We start from the raw sequence: 24,419 nt of genomic DNA on the forward strand, positions 1-24,419 counted from the left end.
GGAGCGGTGACTGGACGAGGTGGCGAGGACCGGCGGCGCGCGCGGGAGCTGTTCGGGGCGGCGAGGCGGATCACCGCCCTGACCGGCGCCGGGGTCTCCACCGCCTCCGGCATCCCGGACTTCCGCGGGCCGAACGGTGTGTGGACGCGTGACCCGCGCGCTCAGCGGCTCAGCGACATCGACAGCTACCTAAACGATCCCGAGGTCCGGCGAGAGTCGTGGCAGCGCCGGATGGACAACCCGGCGTGGACGGCCGAGCCCAACGCCGCGCACCGGGCTTTCGTGGACCTGGCCGCCTCCGGCAGGCTCGGCATGCTGCTGACCCAGAACATCGACGAGCTGCACCAGCGCGCCGGGCTGGCCAGGGACAAGGTGCTGGAGCTGCACGGGTCGATGTTCGGCACGGTCTGCATGGACTGCGGCAGCACCGGCTCGACGCGCGCCGCGCTGGAGCGGGTCGCGGCGGGGGAGGCGGACCCGCCGTGCCGCGCCTGCGGCGGGATCCTGAAGTCGACGACGGTGTCGTTCGGCCAGCCGCTGGACCCCGACGTGGTGCGCGCGTGCAGGCGGGCGTCGCTCGACTGCGACCTGTTCCTCGTCGCGGGCACCTCGCTGACCGTCTACCCGGCGGCCGGTTTCGCGGAGCTGGCCGTCAAGGCGGGTGCGGAGCTGGTGATCTGCAACGCCGAGCCCACCCCTTACGACGACCTGGCCGCGGCCGTCCTGCGCGAACCGCTGGTCGAGGTCCTGCCCGAGCTGATGGCCGTCGAGCCCACCGGGGCCGAGCGCCCGCTGCGGACCTGGGGAGACCCCAGCACCTGGGGCTGAGCGGTCCGAACGGCGTACGCGCCGGTGTGTTGTGCCTGGGGCGGCAGACCGCGCATGTGACAAAAGTGGCTGAGCCCTTCACCGTCGGTGAGACTCCATAAGGCGCATTCGGATTGCGGCTTTCCGGGGTAGCCCGCAGGTGCAGGAGGAGGTGGCGGCCGTGGCGTTCGCACGCGGGTTCGGCAGGAGGGGAGCTTCGGCGTTGGCGGCGGTGGCCGCCGTCGCCCTGGCGGTGCCGGGGGCGGGACTGGCCGCGCCGGAGCCGCCCGACCCCGGGACCGCCGACCGCGTCGGTGCGCTGACCAGCAGGCTCGCCGCCGCCGAAGCCCGGCTGGTCGACCTCAGCGCCCAGGTCGAGCTGAAGATGGAGGACGCCAACAAGGCCCGCGTCGACCTCCAGCGCGCCGAGCGCGAGGTGCGTGCCGCCGAGCAGACGGCGGCGAGCGCGGGCGCGGAGGTCGACGCGGCCGGGCGGCAGATCGAGGAGCAGCGCCGCAGGCTCGACGACTTCGCGGCGCGCAGCTACCGGCAGGGCAGCAGGCTCGGCTCGCTGACCGCGCTGGCCGGGGTCCGCGGCCCGGACGAGCTGCTGGCCCGCGCCGAACTGCTCGACGTGGTCGGCCGGACCGAGCTGGACGTGCTCGACGACCTGGAGCGCGCCCGCGTGGAGAAGGTCAACAAGGACTCGCTCGCGCGGGCGGCCGAGCAGCGCGCGCAGGCGGACCGCGCCGCCGCCGACGACGCCCGCAGCGCCGCCGAGGCGGCCGAGAACGCCGCGATCGCGGCGCAGGCCGACCAGCTGGCGCAGATCCGTCCGCTGGAGGCCGACAAGTCGGAGGTGGAGGCGCAGCTCGCCGCGGTCCGAGCGCAGTTCCCGGCCGCGGAGGAGCCGCCGCGTCCCCCGGAGCCGGCGCCGGACGATGCCGTCCCGGCAGGCGACGCGGTGGAAACCGTGATCCAGCGGGCGATGTCGCAGCTCGGCGTCACCTACGCGTGGGGCGGCGGAACGTCGTCCGGCCCGAGCCGGGGCATCCGCGACGGCGGTGTCGCCGACTCCCACGGCGACTTCCGCAAGGTCGGCTTCGACTGCTCGGGCCTGATGCTCTACGCGTTCGCCGGCGCCGGGATCGAGCTCGACCACTACAGCGGCTACCAGTACCTGGCGGGCCACCAGGTCCCGGTCTCGGCGATGCGGCGCGGCGACATGCTGTTCTGGCAGGACTCCGGACGCACCCACCACGTCGCCCTGTACCTGGGCGGCGGCCGGATGATCGAGGCGCCGTACTCCGGCGCGCAGGTGCGCATCGCGCCGGTCCGCTACAGCGGACTCGCGCCGTACGCCGTGCGCCTGCTCTGAACGCGGGACACCTCTACTCGGTTCAGCCCCCGTCGCCTCCCACCGTGACGATCGGCGTTCGCATCCCGAACGCCAAGTCGTGGTGGCTCCCGGTGACCTGTTGGCCCGGTGAGCTGGAAGCATCGAGGGCATGACGATCGCGTTCGCCGCCGTGGTGCTGGCAGGGGGAGCGGCCCGCAGGCTCGGCGGGGTGGACAAGCTGCGGCTGCCGGTGGGCGACCGCTCGCTGCTGGAACGGACCCTGGACGCGGTGGCCGGAGCCGATCCGGTCGTGGTCGTCGGTCCCCGCCGGGAGGTCGCGCACCGGGTCGCGTGGACCCGCGAAGACCCTCCGGGCGGCGGTCCGCTGGCGGGCCTGAGCGCGGGTCTGGCGGCGCTGTCCGCCGACGTCGAGCTGGTCGCGGTGCTGGCCGCCGACCATCCGCATCTGACACCGGGCACGGTGTCGCGCCTGCTCGCCGCGGTCGGCCCGGCGCAGGGGGCGGTGCTGGTCGATGCGGACGGCGTGCCGCAGTGGCTGGTGGGGGTGTGGCGGGGGCAGGCGCTGCGCGCGGCGATGCCCGCTGACGTGCGCGACCGCTCGGTGCGCGGGGTGCTGGGCGCGCTCGCGCCGGTGCAGCTGCCCGCGGTCGGCGCCGAGGCGTCCGATGTGGACACCCCGGACGACCTCCGCCGCTCGCGGGGCCAGTTCTCGGGTTGACCTTGATGCTCTGGCGACGACGGATTCCCATCGTCGCGCTGGACCGTGCTCGGGCTGAATGAGCCGCGGTCGGCCATCGTCGCAGCCAGGAACCTCTTGCCCGCGTCCGCCGATTCGGCGTTTGCAGTCCCTATCACTTCAGTGTCGAATGAAATCAACGTTCGCCGTCAAGCCACGGAACACCGCCCCGAGCAGGAACCGCGCCTTCTTCACAGCGGTCACACCGGTGGTGCGATTGGGTGGACGCGGGCTGTTTCGCCCCCGCGCGTTCGTGCCGCGTGGGCGTGTCAGGATCTTGGGCGGCCGGGACCGGCCGGACGAACGTGCTCGGGCGGATGTCGCGGGCGAGAACAGGAGGCGGCGGAAGTGACCGAGGCCGGGAATGGTGAAGGCGGGACCGCGGGGCAGGTGACCACCCCCGCGCGGGACGCCCAGCTGCTGGAGCGCACCGTCTTCGAGGTCAAGCGGGTGATCGTCGGCCAGGACCGGCTCGTCGAGCGCGTTCTGACCGGGCTGCTGGCCAAGGGCCACATCCTGCTCGAAGGCGTGCCCGGCGTGGCCAAGACGCTGGCCGTGGAGACCTTCGCCAAGGTCGTCGGGGGCTCCTTCTCGCGCCTGCAGTTCACCCCCGACCTGGTGCCCGCCGACATCCTCGGCACCCGGATCTACCGGCAGGGCAGCGAGCGGTTCGACGTCGAGCTCGGCCCGGTGCTGGCCAACTTCGTGCTCGCCGACGAGATCAACCGGGCCCCGGCCAAGGTGCAGTCCGCGCTGCTGGAGGTGATGGCCGAGCGGCACGTCTCCATCGGCGGCGAGAGCTTCCCGATGCCCAGCCCGTTCCTGGTGCTGGCCACCCAGAACCCGATCGAGAACGAGGGCGTCTACCCGCTGCCGGAGGCCCAGCGCGACCGGTTCCTGTTCAAGCTCGAGGTCGAGTACCCCTCGGCCGAGGAGGAGCGGGAGATCGTCTACCGGATGGGCGTGGCCTCGCCGGAGCCCAACCCGGTGCTGGACCCCGACGAGCTGACCCGGCTGCAGGGCGTCGCCTCGAAGGTCTTCGTGCACCACGCGCTGGTCGACTACGTCGTCCGGCTGGTGCTGGCGACCCGGCTGCCGAACGACCACGGGCTCTCCGACATCGCGGGCTGGGTCTCCTACGGCGCCTCGCCCCGGGCGAGCCTGGGCATCGTCGCGGCCGCCCGCGCGCTGGCGCTGGTGCGCGGGCGCGACTACGTGCTGCCGCAGGACGTGGTCGACGTGGTCCCGGACGTGCTGCGGCACCGGCTGGTGCTGTCCTACGACGCGCTGGCCGACGGCGTGCCGGTGGACCACATCGTCAACCGCGTCCTGCAGACGGTTCCGCTGCCGCAGGTCTCGGCGCGACCGCAGGCCGCCCCGCACGCTCCCGCCCAGCCGGCGGGCTATGGCCAGCCGCCGCTCGGGCCGACCCAGCACCAGTGAGGAATGAGGCAGCCGTGTCCTCGGCAGCACCCCGACCGTCCTGGGCACCGCCCGCGCTGGACAGCGGCCGGTTGCAGGCGGCGCTGAAGTCGCTGGAGCTGACCGTGCGGGGCAGGCTCGACGGCCTGTTGCAGGGCAACCACCTCGGCCTGGTCCCCGGCCCCGGTTCCGAGCCGGGGGAGGCCCGGATCTACCAGCCCGGCGACGACGTCCGCCGGATGGACTGGGCGGTCACGGCCCGCACCAGCGAGCCGCACATCCGCCAGACCGTCGCCGACCGCGAGCTGGAGACGTGGGTGGCGATGGACCTGTCGCCGAGCCTCGACTTCGGGTCGGGCCCGTGCGTCAAGCGGGAGATGGCGATCGCCGGGCTCGCGGCGGTCACGCACCTGACCAGCGGCGGCGGCAACCGGATCGGCGCCGTGGTCGACAACGGCCACGACGTGCTGCGGCTGCCCGCGCGAAGCGGACCCGCCCACGCGCGGGCGCTGCTGAAGCGGGTCGCGGAGGCCCCGCGAGCCGAGGAGGGGACCCGCGGTGACCTGGCGCGCGTGCTGGAGTCGCTGCGGCGCCCGCCGCGCAGGCGCGGGCTGGCCGTGGTGATCTCGGACTTCCTGGGCGCGATGGACTGGCAGCGCGCCCTCCGCGGGCTGGGGGCCCGCCACTCGCTGCTGGCGATCGAGGTCGTCGATCCGCGCGACGTGGAACTCCCCGACGTCGGCACGGTGCTGCTGGCGGACCCGGAGACGGGCAAGCAACGAGAGGTGCAGACGACACCGGTGCTGCGCAAGGAGTTCTCCGCCGCCGCGGCGGGCCACCGCGACGAGGTCGCGGCGGCGCTGCGGCGCGCGGGGTGCGCGCACCTGGTGCTGCGAACTGACTCGGACTGGATCGCCGACGTGGTGCGGTTCGTCGTGGCGCGCAAGCGAGGCTGGTCCGGGGGAACGGCGTGATGTTGAGTTTGACGGGTTTCACCGCACCGCTGTGGTTCGGCCTGCTGCTGGTCGTCCTCGCGCTGGTCGCCGGTTACGTCTGGGCGCAGCGGCGGCGGAGCCGGGACGCGGTGCGGTTCAGCAACCTGGAGGTGCTGGACCGGGTCGCGCGGCGCAGCCAGGGCTGGTCCAAGCACGTGCCCGCGGCGCTGCTCGGGGTCGCGCTGATCCTGCTGACGGTGGCGCTGTCCGGGCCGACCGCCGAGCAGCGGATCCCGCGCAACCGGGCGACGGTGATGCTCACCGTCGACGTGTCGCTGTCGATGAAGGCCACCGACGTCGAGCCGAACCGGCTGGAGGCGGCCAAGGTGGCGGCCAAGGAGTTCGCCGACCAGCTCACCCCGGGCATCAACCTCGGGCTGGTCTCGTTCGCCGGGACCGCGACCGTGCTGGTGATGCCCACGACCGACCGGACCAGCGTCAAGCAGGCGATCGACAACCTGAAGCTGTCCGAGGCGACCGCGACCGGGGACGGCATCAACGCGTCGATGTCGGCGATCGACTCGTTCGGCAAGATGGTCGGCGGCCCCTCGGGCGCGCCGCCTGCCCGGATCGTGCTGATGGCCGACGGCGGGCAGACGATCCCGCGCGAGCTGGACGCGCCGCGCGGCGCCTACACCAAGGCGCAGGAGGCGAAGAAGGCCAACATCCCGATCTCGACGATCTCGTTCGGCACCAGGCACGGCACCATCGAGATCGAGGGCGAGCAGGAGCTGGTCGAGGTCGACGACGAGGCGATGCAGGAGATCGCGCGGCTGTCCGGCGGCGAGTTCCACAAGGCCGCCAGCGCCGAGCAGCTGCGGGAGGTCTACGCGACGCTGGGCGAGCAGATCGGCTACGAGATCAAGCACACAGATGCGTCCAAGCCCTGGCTGGTGCTGGGTACGCTCGCCGCGATCGTGGCCTCCGGGGCAGGGCTGTTCCTGGGGCGCCGTCTGCCCTGACATCCGGGAGTGGTCGACCGTGCGCGGTTCTGCGAGCACCGTGGAGTTCCTGCGGGAGTTCGTGAAGTCTCCGACGACGACGGCCGCGGTCGGCCCGAGCTCGCGGTTCCTGGCGGCCCAGATGGTGGCGCCGGTCCCCGGCCGGGGTGAGCCGGTGGTGGTCGAGCTGGGGCCGGGCACGGGGTCGTTCACCGAGGCGATCCAGCGGCGGCTCGGCGGGCGGGGCAGGCACCTCGCGCTGGAGCTCAACCCGCGCTGGGCCGAGACGTTGCGGGAGCGGTTCCCGCGGGTCGAGACCGTGTGCGCGAACGCCAGGGAGCTGCCCGCGCTGCTGGCGGAGCGGGGTCTGCGGGCCGACGTGGTGGTCAGCGGGCTGCCGTGGGCGGCGCACGCGCCGGTCGACGGGGTGCCGCTGGTGCGGCTGATCGCGGACTCGCTGACCGAGGACGGCGCGTTCACGCAGTTCGCCTACACCTGGACACGGTGGGCGCCGCCCGCGCGGCGGCAGTACCGGGACCTGCTGGCGACCTTCGACGAGACGGTGATCAGCCGGACGGTGTGGCGCAACGTGCCGCCCGCGCTGGTGTACCTGGCGCGCCGCCCCCGCTGAACCGCTCAGTACCGCACGCGGAAACCGCCGACGAAGGTGATCCGGTTGCCGTCCGGGTCGCTGGTGGTCGACAACCGGACGCCCTTGTTCGCCTGCTGAACCTCGCCCGGTTCGAGGCCGCGTCCGGCGAGGTCGGCGACGTGGGCGTCGAGGTCGTCCACCGCGAAGTTGAGCATCGTGCCGCCCGCCCGGTCCGGGTCGTGGAAGACCTGGACCCAGCCGGTGCCGGTGACCTGCCACTCGACCAGGCCGGGCATCGGGTTGTTGTCGGCGGGCCGGCCGAACAGGCGCTCGTACCAGGCGTCGGCGGCGTCGATGTCGGACACCGGGACGACGGCGAGGACGTGCTCCACGGACATGGTGACCTCCTTGTCGCTGGTCTTCGGCCATCCTCACCGTGCTGCCGTGCGGGCGTGGTCGGAGTTACCTTCCTGGAATGTCCGACGACGCGGTGGTGGTGGGTCTGCGCGAGGTTCCGCTGCTCATCGAGCTCGGGACCGCTCTGGTGCTGTCGAGCCTGATCGGCCTGGAGCGCGAGGTCCGGGCCAAGAGCGCGGGCCTGCGGACGCACACGCTGGTCGGGGTGGGCGCGGCGCTGTTCATGCTGGTGTCGAAGTACGCGTTCGGGGACATGCTCGCGTTCGACCGGGTGGCGCTGGACCCGTCGCGGGTGGCGGCGCAGATCGTGTCGGGGATCGGGTTCATCGGTGGTGGCCTGATCTTCGTGCGGCGGGACGCGGTGCGCGGGCTGACCACGGCGGCCACGGTCTGGGTGGTGGCCGCGGTCGGGATGGCCTGCGGGGGCGGGCTGGTGGTGCTGGCCGCGGCGACGACCGCGGTGCACTTCCTGGTGGTGCTGGGCTACCCGCGGTTGCTGCGGCTGATGCGGAAGTCGTTGCGGGAACCGCAGGTCCTGCGGATCGGTTACCTCGACGGGTACGGCGTGCTGCGCAGCGTGCTGACGCTGTGCACGAGCCGGGGCTGGGCGGTGCTGGACCTGGAGGTGGAGCGCGAGGACAGCGACGACCAGGGCCAGCGGGTGGCCGTCGTGGCGATCCGGGTCAGCGGGAAGGAGCCGGTGACCTCGCTGGTCTCCGAAGTCGCAGCGTTGCCGGGGGTGCTGCACACGGCGGTCGGGGAGTCGGTGGAGCCCGGGTTCTGATCGGCGCGCCGCGCACCGGGGACAGAGCCGTGTGCGGTTTCGCCCGGGCGTGCCAGTCCGCGCGGGTCGGTCGGCGCGTCGAGGGCGTGGGCCGGCGGGTACTACGAACAGCCGCACATGGCCGCGGAGTTCCGCGGGGTCACGCCGGGCGGGTTCGCGATCGGCCGGGTTCCCGAGCTGAGGTGCTGACGGTCGCCTCCAGCAGGGCGCGGACCGTGGCGCGCAGGTGGTCCTCGTCCAGTTCGCGTTCGCCGGGGCGGGTGATCGCGTCGAACATCAGGCCGTCCAGGAACGCGACGAAGTCCCGCGCCCGGTCGGCCGGGTCGGGAACGCCGGCGGCGACGAGGTCCGGCAGCGGGCGATGCCGGAAGGCCAGGCCGGGATCCAGGACGTCGACGGGCGCTGGCTGTCCCGTTCGGACACCGCCGAGCTGGAGCGCAGGCACGGCCAGTGGGCGATGCTGCACCGCGCCGACCTGCTCGACGTCCTGCGTTCGGCGGTCCCTGAGGACGCGCTGCACGCGGGGATCGAGGTCCGCGAGGTGCATACCGACGGCACCGTCGTGCATGCCGGCGGCGTCTCGTCGGCGGATCTCGTGGTCGGCGCCGACGGCATCCGCAGCATCACGCGCCGCACGGTGTTCCCGCACGCCCCGGCGCCCCGCTACGCCGGTTACCGCACCTGGCGGATGATCGCCCCGCCGCGCCAGGTCCGCTCGGTCGAAACCTGGGGCAAGGGCGACAGGTTCGGCTACGCGCCGCTACCCGACGGGCGGGTCTACTGCTACGCGGTGGTCAGGGGACCGGAAGGCGCGAGCGGTGACATCCACGCGTTGCGGCGGCGGTTCGCCGACTGGCACGACCCGATCCCGGCGCTGCTGGACTCCGTCGCCGACGACGTGCTGCTGGGCCACGACAGCTACGAACTGCCCGACCTGCCCAGCTTCGTGTCGGGCAGGGTGGCGCTGCTCGGCGACGCCGCGCACGCCATGACGCCGAACCTGGGCCAGGGCGGGTGCCAGGCGCTGGAGGACGCGGTGGTGCTCGGCGCCGCCGGCGACCTGGGCGCATACGACCGGGCTCGCAGGCCCCGGGCGCAGATGATCGTCCGGCGGTCGCGGCGGGTGGGCGTGGTCGCGCACTGGACGTCCCCGGTGGCGGTGGCGGCGCGCAACACCGCCATGCGCCTGGCTCCCGGGTCTGCGCTGATCCGGTCGATGGAGCCGGTGCTGAACTGGACACCATGATCGCGCCACCGGGACGCGGACTGGTATCTCGGCCGCTGCGGCGCCTGCCGCTCATCTGTCCCGGAGCGCGCCTGTCACCGGCGGCTCAGGTCCGGCTGGTCAGGGCCTCGTCGGCGGCGCGCACGAACTCGGCGAGCCACGGCGGCACCTCGGCTGACTCCGCCGACGGCACGTCGACGGTCTGGATGTCGACGACGTACTGGCCGTAGCGCAGCTGGACCCACCAGCTGTCGCACGTGCCCGGCCTGCCGTGGACCTGCCCGCAGAAGTACCGCGCGGCGTCGGCCTCCGGCAGCGGCCGGGGCGGAGTGCGCTCGACGATCAGGTCGAAGTACTCGGCGCGCTCGACCGACGGATCGGAGCGGTCGTAGGCCAAGGAGGCCCACACCGGGGAGGAATGGCGCCGGATCGTCTCGTCGACCTCGACCCCGCCCGGAGCCTTCCAGGACCGGGTCGCCTCACCCGGCTCCGGTTCGGTGTAACCGGCCGTCCAGGGGCCGGGAGCTGGCGGATCGCCTGCGGCCATGAGCTCGCCCACCGGCCGGTCGACCCTGGCCTGCCAGGTCAGCGGAACCCACCACGCGGCGGCGGCCGCGCCGGCCAGCAGCACGACCGCCGCCGCGGCCACGAGGAGAAGCTTTCGAGTGCGCAGCATGGTGGTTCCACCGTGCCGAGGAGATCGCCACCGCGCCCGTGATCATGAAAGCTTCACCGGAACAGAGCAGGGTCAGCGCGACTCCAGCGCCCGCGCGACCAGGGTCGCCAGGTGCACCGGCTCGGTCCCGGTGGCCTGGCGCAGCTGGGTCCGGCAGCTGAACCCGTCGGCCACGACCTCGGTGCCCGCCGCTGCCGATCGGACCGCCGGGAGCAGCGCGTGCTCGGCGCACGCCATCGACACCTCGTAGTGGCCGCGCTCGAACCCGAAGTTGCCCGCCAGACCGCAGCACCCCGAATCCAGCACCCGCGCGCGGGTTCCGGTGGCGTCCAACGTGGACCGGTCCGCGTCGAACCCGAGCTCGGCGTACTGGTGGCAGTGCACCTGCACCAGCGCTTCCGGGCCGCCGTCCGGCTCCCGCGCCCACTCGTCACGAGTGGGCTCGACCCACTCGGCGAAGGTCCGCGTCGCCGCGCCCAGCGCGGCGACGTCGGAATCGTCCGGCGCGAGTTCCAGCGCGTCGTTGCGCAGGAACGCGGTGCAGCTCGGCTCCAGGCCGACCACCGGCGCGCCCGACCGCACCTGCGGGCGCAGAACGCGCGCGGTGCGCCGGACCATGCGCCGGGCGATGCCGAGCTGCCCGGTGGAGGCCCACGTGAGACCGCAGCAGACCTGGCGCTCCGGAAGGGCCACGACGTGCCCGAGCGCTTCCATCACCGCGACCGCGTCACGGCCGACGTGCGGGTCGAAGTGGTTGGTGAAGGTGTCCGGGAACAGCACCACCGAGGGCGTTCCCGCGCGCGGCGCGCGCTCGGCCCACCACGCGCGCAGGTTCTGCTCGGCCAGGCGCGGAATCCCGCGCTGGGGCGCGATTCCCCCGACCCGCTTGAGCAGCGGTGCCAGCGGACCGCCGAGCACGCGGTTGGCTAGGCGCGGCGCGCGCTGGCCCATCGCCAGCCACAGCGGCAGGAAGCCCATCGAGTAGTGCGACGCCGGGCGCATCCGGCCGCGGTAGTGGTGGTGCAGGAACTCGGCCTTGTAGGTCGCCATGTCCACGCCCACGGGGCAGTCGGTCTTGCAGCCCTTGCACGAAAGGCACAGGTCCAGCGCCTCCCGGACCTCCGGCGACCGCCAGCCCCGGCTGATCACCTTGCCCGCCAGCATCTCGAACAGCAGGTGCGCCCTACCACGGGTGGAGTGCTGCTCCTCCTTCGTCGCGCGGTAGCTCGGGCACATCACCCCACCTGTGGTGTTCAGGCACTTGCCCATGCCCACGCAGCGGCGGGTCGCCGAGGCCAGGTCGCCGCCGTCGGCGTGCAGGGCCAGCGTCGTGCGGCTGGGGAGGCGCGGGGGAGCGATCAGCACCCGCAGGTCGGCGTCCAGCGGCCGGGGCCGCACGATCTGGCCCGGGTTGAGCAGGTCGTCGGGGTCGAAGGCGGACTTGAACCGCTCGAACCCCCGGATGATCTCCGCCGGGTACATCCGCGAGAGCAGTTCCGAGCGGGCCTGCCCGTCACCGTGCTCGCCCGACACCGAACCGCCGTGCGAGACGACCAGGTCCGCCGCGACCTCCATGAACGACCGGTAGCCCGCCGCACCCCGGGTGCTGGCGAGGTCGAAGTCGATGCGCACGTGGATGCAGCCGTCGCCGTAGTGCCCGTAGGTCACGCCCCGGCGCCCGAAGCGCTCCAGCAGCTTGTCGAACTCCCGCAGGTACACGCCGAGCCGTTCCGGCGGCACGGCCGCGTCCTCCCAGCCCGACCAGCGCTCGGAGCCGTCGGCCATCCGCGTCGAGTACCCCGATCCCTCCTCGCGGATCTTCCACAGCGCGGCCATCCGCCGCGGATCGGTGTGCACGACGCTCTCGGCCCGGTCGCCCATCGCGCGCACTACACGCTGGGCGGCTGCCTCGGCCTCCTCCCGGTCCGCGCCACCGACCTCCACCAGCAGCCAGCTCCGCCCGCCGGGCAGCAGCCGCAGCGACGGCGAACCCGGGTTGCGCTGCCCGACGACCTCCACCAGCTCGGAGCTGAGCCCCTCGATGGCCAGCGCGTCCAGCCCGCGCAGCTCGGTCACCTCGTCGGCCGCCGCGTAGCTGTCCGCGAAACCAAGCACCGCCATCGCCCGGGCACCCGGCGTCCCGACGAGCTCCACAGTGGCCCCAAGCACCGTCGCGCAACTGCCCTCGGTGCCGACCAGGGCCCGCGCGACGTGGAAATCGTGCTCGGGCAACAGCTGGTCGAGGTTGTAACCGGACACGCGGCGCTTGAGATCCGGGAACGAGCTCCGGACCAGATCGCCCACGTCGTCCCGCAGCGCGCGCAGCTCCTGGTAGAGGCGCCCGGTGCGGTCGCCCCTCGCGCACAGCGCGTCGAGCTCCCGGTCCGAGGTCGCGCCCACCTCCAGCCGGGTTCCGTCGCTGAGCAGCACGTCCAGCGACCGCACGTTGTCGACGGTCTTGCCCCAGGCCACCGAGTGCGTCCCGCAGGAGTTGTTGCCGATCATGCCGCCCAGCGTGCAGCGGCTGTGCGTCGACGGGTCGGGGCCGAAGGTCAGCCCGTGCGGCGCGGCAGCCGTGCGCAACGAGTCCAGCACCACCCCCGGCTGCACGCGGGCCAGCCCGCGGTCCGGGTCGACTTCGAGAATCTTGTTCATGTGCCGGGAGAAATCGAGCACCAGACCGTCGCCGACGGCGTTGCCCGCGATGCTCGTGCCCGCTCCGCGCCCGGTGATCGGCACCCGGTGCGCGCGGGCCAGCGCGACCGTCGCGGCGACGTCCTCTTCGTCCCTCGGGTACACCACGCCCAGCGGCACGCGCCGGTAGTTGGAGGCGTCGGTGGAGTACAGGGCGCGGGTCCCGGGATCGAACCGCGCCCGCCCGCGCAGCACCGCGCGCAGGTCGGAGGCGAAGTCGGGGACGTGCGTGGTGGTCATCGGCGCTCCCGCGGGTCGGCGTACGGCTCACGCGCAGTGTGCCGGTGATCACCGCTGTAGGTGAACCACGACACGGCGGCCCGATTTCTGTATGGATGCGATGAGGGTGCCCGGACACCGAGCGGATAATGTCGCGGCTGGATCAGGCGGATCCCGTGGGGATCCGCGCACAGGCTTCAGGTGGAGGTAGATCGACAGTGGCACGGTCCGTACTGGTGACCGGCGGGAACCGCGGCATCGGGTTGGCCATCGCGAAGGCGTTCCAGGCGGCCGGGGACAACGTCGCGGTCACCCACCGCGGATCGGGCGCACCGGAGGGCCTGCTGGGGGTGCGCTGCGACGTCACCGACGGTGACCAGGTGGCCGCGGCGTTCGACGAGGTCGAGGCCGCCCACGGCAGGGTCGAGGTGCTGGTGGCCAACGCGGGCATCACCGACGACGGGCTGCTGCTGCGGATGGGCGAGGAGCAGTTCGACCGGGTCATCGACGCGAACCTGGCAGGCTCGTACCGGGTCGCCAAGCGGGCCGCCAGCAGCATGCTGCGGCTGCGCCGGGGCCGGATGATCTTCATCTCCTCGGTCGTTGGCCTCTCCGGCGGCGCCGGGCAGGCCAACTACGCGGCCAGCAAGGCGGGCCTGGTCGGCCTGTCCCGCTCGATCGCCCGCGAGCTGGGCTCGCGCGGCATCACCGCCAACGTGGTGGCCCCCGGATTCGTCTCCACCGACATGACCGACCAGCTCTCCGAGGAGCGCCGCGACGAGATCTTCGGCCAGATCCCGCTGGCCCGGTTCGCCTCCGCCGACGAGGTCGCGGGCGCCGTGCAGTGGCTGGCCTCCGACTCCGCCGCCTACGTCACCGGCGCGGTGATCCCGGTCGACGGCGGCCTCGGCATGGGCCACTGACCACCCGGCAGGCGCCGGTCCCGGCCCGCCCGCGCACCGGTGGGACCGGCGAGTTTTCGACGAAGCACAGCGGAGGATGTTCGTGAGCGGATTGCTCGAAGGTAAGCGGCTGCTGATCACCGGTGTGATCACCGACGCGTCGATCGCGTTCCACGCGGCCAGGGTCGCCCAGGAGCAGGGGGCCGAGGTCGTGCTGACCGGGTTCGGCCGGATGAGCCTGGTGCAGCGGATCGCCTCGCGGCTGCCCAAGCCCGCGCCGGTGATCGAGCTCGACGTCACCAACGGTGAGCACCTGGACGGGCTGGCCGACAAGGTGCGCGAGCACGTCGACGGCCTCGACGGCGTGCTGCACTCGATCGGCTTCGCCCCGCCCAGCTGCCTGGGTGCGGACTTCCTGGCCGCGCCGTGGGAGGACGTCTCCACCGCGCTGGAGGTCTCGGCGTACTCGCTGAAGTCGCTGAGCACCGCCACCCTGCCGCTGCTGTCAGCGGGCTCCTCCATCGTCGGCATGGACTTCGACGCCCGCGTCGCCTGGCCCGCCTACGACTGGATGGGCGTGGCCAAGGCCGCCCTGGAGTCGACCTCCCGCTACCTGTCGCGGGAGCTGGGCCCGAAGGGCATCCGGGTCAACCTGGTCTCGGCGGGCCCGGTCCGCACGATGGCGGCCAAGTCGATCCCCGGTTTCAGCGACCTGGAGGAGAGCTGGGGCGACCGCGCGCCGCTGGGCTGGGACGTCAACGACCCGGAACCGGTGGCCAAGTCGATCTGCGCGGTGCTGTCGGACTGGCTGCCCAAGACCACCGGCTCGATGATCATGGTCGACGGCGGGGTGCACGCACTCGGCGTGTGACCCGCTGTGATGGCCCCGCGTGCGCGCCCGCGCGCACGCGGGGCCATCATGGTCCGGTGAGTTTCGATGCGCTGCTGTTCCTGTCATTCGGAGGACCGGAAGGCCCGGAAGACGTCCGGCCGTTCCTGGAGAACGTCACCAGAGGCAGGGGAGTGCCGCCGGAAAGGCTCGACGAGGTCGCCGAGCACTACCACCACTTCGGCGGGGTCTCGCCGATCAACCGCCTCAACCGGGACCTGATCAGCGCCCTGGAGTCCGAGCTGGCCGCCGCAGGCCTGGAGCTGCCGGTCTACTTCGGCAACCGCAACTGGCACCCGATGGTCGAGGACACCGTCGCGAGGATGGCCGACGACGGCGTGCGGCGCGCCCTGGTGTTCGCGACCTCGGCGTGGGGCGGTTACTCGGGCTGCAAGCAGTACCACGAGGACATCGCGCGCGCCCGCGCCGCGGTGGGGGAGCGGGCGCCGGAACTGGTCAAGCTGCGCCAGTTCTACGACCACCCGCTGTTCGTGGCGGCCAACGCCGACGCGGTGCGGCGCGCTTTCGCCGAGCTGGGCCCGGAAGTCCGCGACGAGGCGCGGCTGGTGTTCACCGCGCACTCGGTCCCGCTGCGCGCCGACGACATGGAGGGCGCCGACGGCAGGCCGCAGTGGTACTCGCGGCAGGTCGCCGAGGCGTCCCGGCTGGTGGCCGAGGAGGCCGGGCTGGACACCCACGACGTGGTCTGGCAGTCCCGGTCCGGCCCGCCGCAGGTCCCGTGGCTGGAGCCGGACGTGGTCGACCACGTCGAGGAGCTGCACGACAAGGGCACCCGCGCGGTCGTGGTGGCGCCGATCGGATTCGTCTCCGATCACCTGGAGGTCATCTGGGACCTCGACAACGAGGCCAGGGACAAGGCAGCCGAACTCGGCATGGGCTTCGCGCGGGCCGACACCGCAGGCACCGACCCGCGGTTCCCGAAGATGATCACCGAGCTGATCGCCGAGCACGTCTCGGGGCAGGCGCCGCGCAAGCTGTCGCTGCTGGCCGCCGCCGGGTGCAGCGCCAACGGCGAGCCCTGCGCGCCCGGCTGCTGCTGACCGTGTTGCGGCCCGCCCGCGGGCGGGCCGCAACACCGCGGGTCAGTGCTTGCCCGCGCGGTCCGCGATCACCCGCACCATCTCGGCGACCGACGCCCGGCGGGCGGCGCGCACCGAGTCGAACAGCGGGCGCAGCGCCTCGGTGCGGGCGCGGGAGGCCGACGCCGACAGCGCGCCGCCGGGCGCGTCGTCGGTGGCCACCCACAGGATCGCCTCGACCTCCGAGGCGCGCTGCAGGATCCGCAGCGGGCGCTGCGGGACGTCCTGCGGCCACGGCGGCTGCGGCCGGGACGAGACGGTGCTGGCGATCTCCTCGCGCACGCCCGGGCGGTGCTTGGCGATGTCCAGGTCGATCAGCGTGCTCGCGGCCTCGCGCATGGCCGACGACATGCCGTGCTCGGCTTCGCCGATCGGCATGTGCTCGGCGGGCGGCAGATCGCCGACCTCGAAGACGGTCCAGCGCAGCACGCCCTCCGCGACGCGCTGGGGTACCAGCCCCAGGCCCGCGTCGCGCAGCACCGCTGCTTCCCCGGTTCGCAGGGCGAGCCGGGCGAAGTCGCCGGCACCGCCGAGGCCCCGGACGTCGCCGGGGACGGGCAGGACGAGTTCGCCGTTGGCCGCACCCGCCTTGCGCAGGGCGGCAAGCAGCAGCGCCGGGCCTGCGGGTGGCTGGTCCGGGCCGGGGAGATCAAGTCTGGTGGCGAGCTCCTCGTCGGCTGCGCGCACCTCCTGCGACTCGGCCCAGGGGTGGAGGGCATCGAGCACGTCATCGGAGGCCGCGGCGCCGTGGAGCCACGCGGACGTCCATACGACCATCGTCGCGCTGGGGCAAGGCACGGCACTCAAGGGTACGGATCCTGCGCCGGTCAGCAGGTCCGGGGTGCGGCGAATGTGATCTACGCCGGGCGGCGCGCCGCCACCAACCCGATCGGGTTTCGCATTACCGTGCCGGATCGTGCGTTCGGTCAACTACGGCAAAGACGTCCTCTCCGGTCCCCGCCGCAAGAAGGTGCCCGAGGTCCCTGCCGAGCCCGGCCTGGTGGTCGAGGACCCCGCCAGCGGGTTCTGCGGTGCGGTGGTCCGGCTGGAGAAGGGCAACGTGGTGCTGGAGGACCGGCACGGCAAGCAGCGGCTGTTCCCGATGCGGCCCGCCGCCTTCCTGTTCGAGGGCCGTCCCGCGACGCTCGTCGCGCCCGCGCCGAAGGCACCGGCCCGCCCGGCCCGGTCGGCCTCCGGCTCGGTCCGCGTCGAAGGGCTGCGGGCGCGGGAAGCGCGGGGCAGCCGGATCTGGGTGGAGGGCGTGCACGACGCCGAGCTCGTCGAACGGGTGTGGGGTCACGACCTGCGGGTCGAGGGCGTGGTCGTCGAACCGCTGCACGGCGTGGACGACCTGCCGGGGCTGCTCGCCGGGTTCGGCCCGGAACCCGGCCGCAGGGTGGGCGTGCTGGTCGACCACCTGGTGCCGGGCAGCAAGGAGTCCAGGCTCGTCGAGGGCATCACCGACCCGCACGTGATGATCACCGGCCACCCCTACGTGGACGTGTGGGAGGCGGTGAAACCGGCGGCGCTGGGCATCCCCGGCTGGCCGGAGGTGCCGCGCGGGGAGTCCTGGAAGGACGGTGTGTGCCGCCGCCTCGGCTGGGGCGAACCCGCCGACGGGTGGCGCCGGGTGCTCTCGGCGGTCTCGTCGTTCCGCGACGTGGAGACCCCGCTGATCTCCGCGGTGGAGCGGCTGATCGACTTCGTCACGGTGGACTAGCGCTCCAGCAGCAGCGCGGTCCACTCCTCGCCGTCCTGCGGCGGGATCCGGGTCAGCCCGACCCGCTCGGCGAGCCGGATCGCGGGCGCGTTCCAGGGCCGCGTTTCCACCAGCACCGGCCAGTCCGGACGGACGGCGGCGGCCGCGGCGATCGCCTCGCGCGCCATCTCGGTGGCCAGACCGCGCCCCCAGCAGCCGGGGTCGAGCTTGTAGAAGAGGTTCCAGCAGTCGCGCCCGCGCCAGCGCTTCGGCTGGACGCCGCCGAATCCGGCGATCCGGTCCTCGAACAGGACCGTCCAGTAACCCAGCCCGGCCTGGTCCCAGTTCCGGACGAAGTCGGCGAGCAGGCGGGCGCTGCGAGCCGGGTCCGGCGGGTCGCGCGGCGGCTCCTCGCGCGCCCGCAGCGCCGACTCCAGTTCGGTGAACGCGGTCAGGTCGCCGGTGCTGACGGGCCGGAGCCGCAGCCGGGCGGTGGTGCGCACGTTCGGTGCCATGGGAGAAGGCTAGGACGGGCGGCAACGCGGTTTCCCGGGACGAGTCACGCCTCGGTCACGTCGGCGCTTTCCCACCACCCCGCAGCGGGCGGTCTGCCACCATGGAGGCATGGTTCCCGCGTTGTTGTGGCTGATCGCCGGGGTGGTCCTGATCGCGGCGGAGGTCCTGTCCGGGGACTTCGTGCTGGTGATGCTCGGCGCCGGTGCGCTGGCCGCCGCTGGTGCCTCGGCGATGGGGGTTCCGCTGGGGCTGGACGCGGTGGTGTTCGCCGCGCTGTCGCTGGGCCTCATCGTCCTGGCCCGGCCCGCGCTCAAGCGCCGGATGCGGGTCGAGCGCGAACTGAAGACCAACGTCGACGCCCTGGTGGGGCAGAAGGCCGTGGTGGAATCCACTGTGGATGCCCACGGTGGACAGGTGCGGATCCGGGGCGACCTGTGGACCGCGCGGGCGTTCGACGAAACCCAAGTGATGCACAGCGGGCAGACGGTGACGGTCATGGAGATCTCCGGGGCCACCGCCGTCGTGTGGGCCGAACCCTGACCCGCACGAGGACAAGGAGGCTGATGTGGACCCGACCGGGCTGATCGTGCTGGCGGTGGTCGCACTGCTGGTGATCGTGGTCGCGGTGAAGTCGGTGCTGGTGGTGCCGCAGGCGCAGGCCGCGGTGATCGAGCGGCTGGGGCGGTTCCGCACCGTGGCCGCGCCGGGGCTGAACTTCCTGATGCCGTTCCTGGACCGGGTGCGGGCCCGGATAGACCTGCGCGAGCAGGTCGTCTCGTTCCCGCCGCAGCCGGTGATCACCCAGGACAACCTCACGGTCTCCATCGACACGGTGGTGTACTTCCAGGTCACCGACTCGCGGTCGGCGGTGTACGAGATCTCCAACTACATCGTCGGCGTGGAGCAGCTGACCACCACGACGCTGCGCAACGTCGTCGGTGGCATGAGCCTGGAGGAGACGCTGACCTCCCGCGACCAGATCAACACCCAGCTGCGCGGGGTGCTGGACCAGGAGACCGGGCGCTGGGGCATCCGGGTCGCGCGGGTGGAGCTCAAGGCGATCGACCCGCCGCCGTCCATCCAGGACTCGATGGAGAAGCAGATGCGCGCGGACCGGGAGAAGCGCGCGATGATCCTCAACGCGGAGGGCCAGCGGGAGGCGGCGATCAAGACCGCCGAGGGCCAGAAGCAGTCGCAGATCCTGGCGGCCGAGGGTTCCAAGCAGGCCGCGATCCTGGCTGCCGAGGCCGACCGGCAGTCCAGCATCCTGCGGGCGCAGGGTGACCGGGCCAGCCGCTACCTGCAGGCGCAGGGCCAGGCCAAGGCGATCGAGAAGGTCTTCGCCGCGGTCAAGCAGGGCAAGCCGACGCCGGAGCTGCTGGCCTACCAGTACCTGCAGACCCTGCCGCAGATGGCGCAGGGCGACGCGAACAAGGTGTGGGTCGTGCCCAGCGACTTCGGCAAGTCGCTGGAGGGCTTCGCGCGGATGCTCGGGGCGCCCGGCGAGGACGGGGTGTTCCGCTACGAGCCGCCGCAGGAGGAGCCGCCGTCGACCCGTCCGGAGGAGGACGAGGAGTCGGTGAAGTCCTGGTTCGACGTCTCCACCAGCCCGGAGGTCGCCGAGGCGGTGCGCGCCGCGGAGGCGGTCGCACGCAAGGAGGTGCCGAGTCCGGCCAGCATCGGCGGCACCATGCCGAGCGCGCGGGAGCTCGGGGCTCCCGGCGCTCTGGAGCAGCCGCCGCTGTCTGGCGGGCAGCGGCAGGAGCCCGAGCAGCGCTGACCGACCGGCACCAACGGCGGGGTTCGCACGGCCGAGCCCCGCCGTTGTGCTTGTCAGGCGTCGGGCAGGTCCAGCTTCGCGGCGTAGGCGGTCCTGAGCTCTGCCCAGCCGAAGTTCTTCGCCTCGCCGCCGCGGATCGGCCCGACCGGGTCGCCGTCGAGCAGGTGCTCGGCGACGTCGAGGCACAGGTGCCAGCCCGCGGTGACCATCGGGATCCAGCTCCGGTCGCGGAGGGTGTGCCGCAGCGTGAGCCGGGTTCCGGTGCCGGTCGCCTCCAGTTCCCAGCGCAGGACGTCGGTGTCCCAGGAGTACTCCAGCAGGACCGGGCGTTCGGCCCGCAGCACCTGCGAGGAGACGTCCTCCCGGGTTTCGCCGTCGATCATCGTCAGCGTCGCGTCGCCGACGCCGCCCAGGTCCCGGTCGGGGACGAACGGGGACCACTCGGCCAGTTGCTCCGGGTCGGTGAGCGCGTCCCAGACCTTCTCCGGCGGATGCCCGAGGTCCCGGACGAACACGACCGTCCAGCCCGCGTCCGCGGCTTCGTAGTGGACCTCCGACAGCGGGCCGGGGCGGAAGGATTCGCGGTTCATCACTGCTCCTTGGCGTCGAGATGGCGTTCGAGCGCGTCGAGGTGCCTGGTCCACAGCTCGCGGTAGGGCGCGAGCCAGGCGTCGAGCGTCCGGAACGCCGACGGCTCGATCCGGTAGATGCGGTGCTGCGCGGAGACCTGGCAGGACAGGAAACCGGCCTCCCGCAACACCTTGAGGTGCTTGGACATCGTCGGCTGGCTGACCGCGAGGGCGGTCACGAGCTCGCCCACGGTGCGGTCGGACTCCCGGAGCTGGTCGAGGATCCGGCGCCGGGTCGGATCGGCGAGCACGGCGAACGCGTCCACGGCTTTATATTCCTTCACGAGTATATGCCTGTCAAGGGATATGCACTGGCGCTGGACGGCGAGGCCGTCGAGCAGGAACCGGATCGAGCGGTCGAAGTGGTCGTCCCAGTCGGTGTGCAGGGTCGACAGGTGGTCGGCGAGGTCGGCGCCGCGGAGCCCGGCCGAGGTCAGGGCGGTGTAGACGAACTCGGACCTGGCCAGGGCGTTGGGGCCGATCAGCGGCCGGCTGCCCGCCAGCACGGCCGACCACGGGTGCGCCAGCAGCGCGGCGCGCAGGCCGCGCATGAACGCCGTGAGGTCCTCGCGCCACGACGAGCGGGTCCGGGGGAGCGGGATCTCGCCGAACACCGCGTCCAGGGCGAGGTCGAGCAGGTCGTCCCGGTTGGACACGTGCCAGTACAGGCTGGTCGCGTTCACGTCGAGGCTTTCGGCCGGGCGGCGCATGCTCAGCCCCGACTCGCCGCTGCGGTCGAGGACGTCGATCGCGGCCGCGACGATCCGGTCCCGGGTGAGGGCGGGAGCCTGCCGGGTGGCGCGGGGCTCGCGCAGCCAGACGGCACCCGCGCCGGTGGACGATCCTCGTGGCGATCTGCGCGGCACTGCTGGTGATCGTCGTGGACAACACGGTGCTCAACGTGGCGATGCCGTCGATCGCGCGGTCGTTCGACGCCTCGACCACCGCGCAGCAGGCGGTCATCGCCGCTTACGTGGTCGTCTTCGCCGGGTTGCTCATCGCCGCCGGAGCGGCCTCGGACCGGTACGGGCGCCGCCGGGCCATGCTCGCGGGGCTGGCCGTGCTCGGGGTGGCGTCGGCGGCTGCGGCGCTGGCGTGGTCGGTGTGGTGGCTGATCGCGATGCGTGCGCTCATGGGAGCCGGCGCGGCGCTCGTCATGCCGGCGACCTTGGCCGTGCTTGTGCAGGTCTTCCCGGAACACGAGCGTCCCCGGGCGTTCGGCGCGTGGGCGGCCGCGGCCTCGGTGGCGATGGCGGCCGGGCCGGTGTTGGGCGGGCTGCTGGTGGCGGTGTGGAGCTGGGCCGGGGTCTTCCTGATCAACGTGCCCGTGGTGGCGGTCGCGATGTTGTTCATCGCGCGGCTGGTGCCCGAGTCGCGCGACCCCGGGCGGCCGGTCGATCCGGTCAGCGCGGTGCTGGTGACCGCCGGGATGACCGCACTGGTCACGGCTGTCATCGGGTTTTCGGCTGCCAGCGGCGTGCTCGCGGTTGTTCTGCTCGGCGCGTTCGGTTGGCGGCAGGTGCGCGCAGTGGTCCCGGTGGTCGAGTTCGCCCTGTACCGGGACCGGCAGTTCGCGGGTGGCAGCGTCGCTGCCGCGCTGCTGACGCTCGGGACGGGCAGTGCGCTGTTCGTCTTGGTCGCGGCCGGGCTGGTCCTGGCGGGTGGCGGTACCGGGTTCGCCGGTCCCGCGACGACGAGCACGGTCCTCGGTGCTGTTCTTGCTGAGCGGGCGGGGATGGGGTCAGCGCTCAACGACACGCACCAGCAGCTGGGCATCGCGCTCGGCGTCGCCGTGCTGGGCAGCGTGCTGGCCGCCGTCTACCGGTCGGGGCTTCCCGCGGCGGTGCCCGCGGGGGCGCTCGTCGGAGCGTGGGTCCTCCGCCACGACCGGCCAGCGAAAGATCAATAAGCGCGATCGCTTCAGTGTTGATCGAAATTAATGCTCCACGGGAGCGAAAGACGAACCATGCAAGAGAAGGGAAGCCTCCGCGCTACAAGGAGGCTCAGCCTTCGAGGAGGGGGCCGCCGGAGACGTCCAGGGCCTGCACGGTTTCGAGCAGGTGGCCGCGGAGCCGGTCCTTGGCCAGCGCAGGGTCGCCGTCGCGGACGGCTTCGGCGAGTCCGGCGTGCTGCTTGGTGATCCGGGCCCGGCGGGTGTGGGTGCGGGCGGTCGCGGTGATGCGCATCTGGCGGTCGCGCAGCGCGTTGTAGAGGTCTTCCACCACGGGGTTGCCCGCGGCGGCGACCAGGTGCGCGTGGAAGGCGCGGTCGGCTTCGTGCAGTTCGGCGTCGGTGAGGTCGGTGGCGTCGCAGGCGGGGTGGCGGGCGAGTTCGCCGCCGATCTCGGCCATCGTCTCGGGGCCGAGCGCGGCGAGCTTGTCGATCGCGAAGCTCTCCAGCGCGAGCCGGGCCTCCAGCAGGGCGCGCGCCTCGGTCGGGGTGACCGGCACGACCAGGGCGCCGCGCTTGGGGTAGAGCTTGAGGAAGCCCTCGGTCTGCAGCCGCAGGAACGCCTCCCGGACCGGGGTGCGGGACATGTTGAGCGTGCCCGCGATCTCGCCTTCCGACAGCAGGTGGCCGTCGGCGTAGGTGCCGTCGAGCAGCCCGGATTTGACGTGGCGGTAGGCCCGGTCGGCGGCCGGGGCCTCGGGGGCTGCTGTGGCGGGGGACACGGGTTCGCGGGGTGTTGCGCTCGACACGCGGCCATCGTACTGGCGCCCAGCTTGTATCTAAGCTGCATACGAGCATTCACTTGGAGGTTCGCGTGCAGGGGACGGCGGCGCCCGAGACGGCGCCCGGAGATCAGCGGTCGTTGCGGACGGCGTGGTTGGTGTGGGGCGTGGCCGCGCTCTGCTACTTCGCCGCGTTGTTCCACCGGGCGAGCCTGGGCGTGGTGGCGCCGGAGGCGTTGCAGCGGTTCGGGACCGGTCCGGCGGTGCTGGCCCTGTTCTCGGCGTTGCAGCTGGGCGTGTACCTGGCGTTGCAGGTGCCGTCGGGACTGCTGGCCGACCGGCTCGGGCCGCGGCGGGTGATCACCGGCGGGGTGCTGTCGCTGGCGATCGGCTCGGCGGTGTTCGCCGTGAGCGCTTCGGTGGTCGGCGGGATCGCGGGCCGGATGCTGATCGGGTTCGGCGACGCGTTCCTGTTCACCAACGCGCTGCGGCTGGCGGCGCAGTGGTTCCCGGCCCACCGGTTCGGCAAGGTGGCGGCGCTGACCGGTCTCGCGGGCGGTCTGGGCCAGGTGTTCTCGACGCTGCCGCTGGGGTTGTCGCTGCACGGGCTGGGCTGGGTGCCGACGTTCCTGGGGGCGGCGGCGATCACGGCTGCGCTGGCGGTGTTGGCGTGGCTGGTGATCCGGGACCGCCCGGCGGAGGCGGTCGGGATGGTCGAGGTTCCCGCCGAGCGGATCTGGGACACGTTGCGGACGGTGGTCGCGCAGCGGGGGACCAAGCACTCGTTCTGGGTGCATTTCGTGTTGATGGCGCAGTTCGTGGCGATCACGACGTTGTGGGGTTCGCCGTGGCTGACCGAGGCGCAGGGGCACGGCAAGGCCGAGGTCGGGACGTTGCTGATGCTGTGCGTGCTGGGTTTCCTGGGTGGTTCGTGGTTCGCCGGGCAGTACGTCTCGGGGCGGCAGCGCAGGCGTGAGGCGTTCACGTGGTGGCTGTCGGTGGCGGTCGTGGCGGTGTGGGCGTTGCTGGTGCTGTGGCCGTCGGTGTTGCCGATGCCGTTGCTGGTGGTGGCGCTGGTGGTCATCGGGGTCGGTGGCGGCAGCGCGATGCTGGCGTTCGACGGTGCGCGGTCGGCGAACGCGACGCACCGGTCGGGTGCGGCGTCGGGCGTGGTGAACATGGGTGGTTTCTCGGCCGCGGTGCTGATCCAGTTGCTGGTCGGGGTGGTGTTGCAGATGGTGGCTGCGCAGCCCGCCGACGTCGCGTACCGGTGGGCGTTCGCTCCGGTGTTGCTGTTGCTCGTGGTGGGGACCTTCGCGCAGGCGTTGCGGCGGGAGCGCTAGCGGCGAGCCGCCTTCCGGTCG

25 protein-coding genes and 1 pseudogene are annotated in these 24,419 nt (G+C 72.8%); 17 read left to right on the forward strand and 9 right to left on the reverse strand.

Going from position 1 to position 24,419, the window contains the following annotated elements:
* Positions 1-6: 6 nt before the first annotated feature.
* The 7 genes from ABD691_RS14555 to ABD691_RS14585 all read left to right on the forward strand — a co-directional run bounded on the left by ABD691_RS14555 (position 7) and on the right by ABD691_RS14585 (position 6,892).
* Positions 7-828: an SIR2 family NAD-dependent protein deacylase gene (locus tag ABD691_RS14555; protein ID WP_344680198.1), complete on the forward strand. Its 822-nt coding sequence runs from the start codon at positions 7-9 to the stop codon at positions 826-828.
* A 160-nt stretch (positions 829-988) separates the two neighbouring features.
* Positions 989-2,185 carry an NlpC/P60 family protein gene (locus ABD691_RS14560; protein ID WP_344680199.1) on the forward strand — a complete coding sequence of 399 codons (1,197 nt, stop codon included), beginning with the start codon at positions 989-991 and terminating at the stop codon, positions 2,183-2,185.
* A 130-nt stretch (positions 2,186-2,315) separates the two neighbouring features.
* Positions 2,316-2,885: a molybdenum cofactor guanylyltransferase gene (mobA, locus tag ABD691_RS14565; protein ID WP_344680200.1), complete on the forward strand. Its 570-nt coding sequence runs from the start codon at positions 2,316-2,318 to the stop codon at positions 2,883-2,885.
* 366 nt (positions 2,886-3,251) lie between these two features.
* Positions 3,252-4,346: an AAA family ATPase gene (locus ABD691_RS14570; RefSeq protein WP_344680202.1), complete on the forward strand. Its 1,095-nt coding sequence runs from the start codon at positions 3,252-3,254 to the stop codon at positions 4,344-4,346.
* 14 nt (positions 4,347-4,360) lie between these two features.
* Complete coding sequence (locus ABD691_RS14575) at positions 4,361-5,299, forward strand: DUF58 domain-containing protein (protein WP_344680203.1); 939 nt, start codon at positions 4,361-4,363, stop codon at positions 5,297-5,299.
* 2 nt (positions 5,300-5,301) lie between these two features.
* Positions 5,302-6,282, forward strand: coding sequence for a VWA domain-containing protein (locus ABD691_RS14580; RefSeq protein ID WP_344681278.1), 981 nt, complete (start codon positions 5,302-5,304; stop codon positions 6,280-6,282).
* Between the two features lie 19 nt (positions 6,283-6,301).
* Positions 6,302-6,892 carry a class I SAM-dependent methyltransferase gene (locus ABD691_RS14585; RefSeq protein ID WP_344680204.1) on the forward strand — a complete coding sequence of 197 codons (591 nt, stop codon included), beginning with the start codon at positions 6,302-6,304 and terminating at the stop codon, positions 6,890-6,892.
* A gap of 5 nt (positions 6,893-6,897) precedes the next feature.
* On the opposite strand, the gene ABD691_RS14590 is transcribed toward ABD691_RS14585, so the two are convergent.
* The gene (locus ABD691_RS14590) at positions 6,898-7,251 is read right to left on the reverse strand and encodes a VOC family protein (RefSeq protein WP_344680205.1); all 354 of its coding nucleotides are present in this window, start codon (positions 7,249-7,251) and stop codon (positions 6,898-6,900) included.
* Between the two features lie 77 nt (positions 7,252-7,328).
* Between ABD691_RS14590 and ABD691_RS14595 the strand changes: the two genes are divergently transcribed.
* A complete protein-coding gene (locus tag ABD691_RS14595; RefSeq protein ID WP_344680206.1) occupies positions 7,329-8,054 on the forward strand; it encodes an MgtC/SapB family protein in 726 nt (241 codons plus the stop codon).
* Between the two features lie 139 nt (positions 8,055-8,193).
* Here the strand turns inward: ABD691_RS14595 and ABD691_RS14600 are convergent, their stop codons facing one another.
* Positions 8,194-8,343, reverse strand: a complete 150-nt coding sequence (locus ABD691_RS14600) for a hypothetical protein (protein WP_344681280.1) — start codon at positions 8,341-8,343, stop codon at positions 8,194-8,196.
* On the opposite strand from ABD691_RS14600, the gene ABD691_RS14605 reads away from it, so the two are divergent.
* On the forward strand, positions 8,281-9,300 hold the full coding sequence (locus tag ABD691_RS14605) for an FAD-dependent monooxygenase (protein ID WP_344680207.1): 1,020 nt from the start codon (positions 8,281-8,283) through the stop codon (positions 9,298-9,300). The genes ABD691_RS14600 and ABD691_RS14605 overlap by 63 nt on opposite strands.
* 85 nt (positions 9,301-9,385) lie before the next feature.
* On the opposite strand, the gene ABD691_RS14610 is transcribed toward ABD691_RS14605, so the two are convergent.
* Together ABD691_RS14610 and ABD691_RS14615 are read right to left on the reverse strand one after the other, a co-directional pair.
* A complete protein-coding gene (locus ABD691_RS14610) occupies positions 9,386-9,955 on the reverse strand; it encodes a hypothetical protein (protein ID WP_344680208.1) in 570 nt (189 codons plus the stop codon).
* 72 nt (positions 9,956-10,027) lie between these two features.
* Complete coding sequence (locus tag ABD691_RS14615) at positions 10,028-12,889, reverse strand: FAD-binding and (Fe-S)-binding domain-containing protein (RefSeq protein WP_344680209.1); 2,862 nt, start codon at positions 12,887-12,889, stop codon at positions 10,028-10,030.
* Between the two features lie 197 nt (positions 12,890-13,086).
* Between ABD691_RS14615 and fabG the strand changes: the two genes are divergently transcribed.
* The 3 genes from fabG (at position 13,087) to ABD691_RS14630 (ending at position 15,720) form a co-directional block, all read left to right on the forward strand.
* Positions 13,087-13,791 carry a 3-oxoacyl-ACP reductase FabG gene (fabG, locus tag ABD691_RS14620; protein WP_344680210.1) on the forward strand — a complete coding sequence of 235 codons (705 nt, stop codon included), beginning with the start codon at positions 13,087-13,089 and terminating at the stop codon, positions 13,789-13,791.
* 82 nt (positions 13,792-13,873) lie between these two features.
* Positions 13,874-14,641, forward strand: a complete 768-nt coding sequence (gene fabI, locus ABD691_RS14625) for an enoyl-ACP reductase FabI (protein WP_344680211.1) — start codon at positions 13,874-13,876, stop codon at positions 14,639-14,641.
* A 56-nt stretch (positions 14,642-14,697) separates the two neighbouring features.
* Complete coding sequence (locus ABD691_RS14630; protein ID WP_344680212.1) at positions 14,698-15,720, forward strand: ferrochelatase; 1,023 nt, start codon at positions 14,698-14,700, stop codon at positions 15,718-15,720.
* 42 nt (positions 15,721-15,762) lie between these two features.
* Here the strand turns inward: ABD691_RS14630 and ABD691_RS14635 are convergent, their stop codons facing one another.
* A complete protein-coding gene (locus ABD691_RS14635) occupies positions 15,763-16,536 on the reverse strand; it encodes a hypothetical protein (protein WP_344681282.1) in 774 nt (257 codons plus the stop codon).
* A gap of 139 nt (positions 16,537-16,675) precedes the next feature.
* Here ABD691_RS14635 and ABD691_RS14640 point away from each other — a divergent pair, with 139 nt between their 5' ends.
* On the forward strand, positions 16,676-17,479 hold the full coding sequence (locus ABD691_RS14640; protein WP_344680213.1) for a DUF3097 domain-containing protein: 804 nt from the start codon (positions 16,676-16,678) through the stop codon (positions 17,477-17,479).
* Here ABD691_RS14640 and ABD691_RS14645 read toward each other — a convergent pair.
* Positions 17,476-17,973, reverse strand: coding sequence for a GNAT family N-acetyltransferase (locus tag ABD691_RS14645; RefSeq protein ID WP_344680214.1), 498 nt, complete (start codon positions 17,971-17,973; stop codon positions 17,476-17,478). The two genes, ABD691_RS14640 and ABD691_RS14645, sit on opposite strands and share 4 nt — an antisense overlap.
* Positions 17,974-18,082: 109 nt before the next feature.
* Between ABD691_RS14645 and ABD691_RS14650 the strand changes: the two genes are divergently transcribed.
* Both ABD691_RS14650 and ABD691_RS14655 read left to right on the forward strand, forming a co-directional pair.
* Positions 18,083-18,514, forward strand: coding sequence for an NfeD family protein (locus tag ABD691_RS14650; protein WP_344680215.1), 432 nt, complete (start codon positions 18,083-18,085; stop codon positions 18,512-18,514).
* 25 nt (positions 18,515-18,539) lie between these two features.
* Entirely contained in the window at positions 18,540-19,754 is a 1,215-nt protein-coding gene (locus ABD691_RS14655) for an SPFH domain-containing protein (RefSeq protein WP_344680216.1), read from the forward strand.
* A gap of 53 nt (positions 19,755-19,807) precedes the next feature.
* Here the strand turns inward: ABD691_RS14655 and ABD691_RS14660 are convergent, their stop codons facing one another.
* Both ABD691_RS14660 and ABD691_RS14665 read right to left on the reverse strand, forming a co-directional pair.
* Positions 19,808-20,344 (reverse strand): SRPBCC family protein, encoded by a 537-nt coding sequence (locus ABD691_RS14660; RefSeq protein WP_344680217.1) that lies wholly within the window; start codon positions 20,342-20,344, stop codon positions 19,808-19,810.
* Positions 20,344-21,093: a metalloregulator ArsR/SmtB family transcription factor gene (locus ABD691_RS14665; protein WP_344681284.1), complete on the reverse strand. Its 750-nt coding sequence runs from the start codon at positions 21,091-21,093 to the stop codon at positions 20,344-20,346. The genes ABD691_RS14660 and ABD691_RS14665 overlap by 1 nt, the downstream gene beginning before the upstream one ends.
* A 113-nt stretch (positions 21,094-21,206) precedes the next feature.
* On the opposite strand from ABD691_RS14665, the pseudogene ABD691_RS14670 reads away from it, so the two are divergent.
* Positions 21,207-22,241: pseudogene (locus ABD691_RS14670) on the forward strand (MFS transporter); the annotation flags it as partial.
* Positions 22,242-22,386: 145 nt separating this feature from the next.
* Here the strand turns inward: ABD691_RS14670 and ABD691_RS14675 are convergent.
* The gene (locus ABD691_RS14675) at positions 22,387-23,082 is read right to left on the reverse strand and encodes a GntR family transcriptional regulator (RefSeq protein WP_344680218.1); all 696 of its coding nucleotides are present in this window, start codon (positions 23,080-23,082) and stop codon (positions 22,387-22,389) included.
* A gap of 65 nt (positions 23,083-23,147) precedes the next feature.
* Between ABD691_RS14675 and ABD691_RS14680 the strand changes: the two genes are divergently transcribed.
* Positions 23,148-24,398 (forward strand): MFS transporter, encoded by a 1,251-nt coding sequence (locus ABD691_RS14680; RefSeq protein ID WP_344680219.1) that lies wholly within the window; start codon positions 23,148-23,150, stop codon positions 24,396-24,398.
* Positions 24,399-24,419: the final 21 nt, after the last annotated feature.

It is taken from the genome of Saccharopolyspora taberi (assembly GCF_039534165.1).
Taxonomy (GTDB): Bacteria; Actinomycetota; Actinomycetes; order Mycobacteriales; family Pseudonocardiaceae; genus Saccharopolyspora_D; species Saccharopolyspora_D taberi.

Excerpts from the sequence above, each read along its gene's own strand:
- mobA (WP_344680200.1), top strand. The coding sequence starts at position 2,316 with ATGACGATCGCGTTCGCCGCCGTGGTGCTGGCAGGGGGAGCGGCCCGC.
- ABD691_RS14590 (WP_344680205.1), bottom strand. The coding sequence starts at position 7,251 with ATGTCCGTGGAGCACGTCCTCGCCGTCGTCCCGGTGTCCGACATCGAC.
- ABD691_RS14595 (WP_344680206.1), top strand. The coding sequence starts at position 7,329 with ATGTCCGACGACGCGGTGGTGGTGGGTCTGCGCGAGGTTCCGCTGCTC.
- ABD691_RS14610 (WP_344680208.1), bottom strand. The coding sequence starts at position 9,955 with ATGCTGCGCACTCGAAAGCTTCTCCTCGTGGCCGCGGCGGCGGTCGTG.
- ABD691_RS14615 (WP_344680209.1), bottom strand. The coding sequence starts at position 12,889 with ATGACCACCACGCACGTCCCCGACTTCGCCTCCGACCTGCGCGCGGTG.
- ABD691_RS14635 (WP_344681282.1), bottom strand. The coding sequence starts at position 16,536 with ATGGTCGTATGGACGTCCGCGTGGCTCCACGGCGCCGCGGCCTCCGAT.
- ABD691_RS14645 (WP_344680214.1), bottom strand. The coding sequence starts at position 17,973 with ATGGCACCGAACGTGCGCACCACCGCCCGGCTGCGGCTCCGGCCCGTC.
- ABD691_RS14650 (WP_344680215.1), top strand. The coding sequence starts at position 18,083 with ATGGTTCCCGCGTTGTTGTGGCTGATCGCCGGGGTGGTCCTGATCGCG.
- ABD691_RS14660 (WP_344680217.1), bottom strand. The coding sequence starts at position 20,344 with ATGAACCGCGAATCCTTCCGCCCCGGCCCGCTGTCGGAGGTCCACTAC.
- ABD691_RS14665 (WP_344681284.1), bottom strand. The coding sequence starts at position 21,093 with ATGCGCCGCCCGGCCGAAAGCCTCGACGTGAACGCGACCAGCCTGTAC.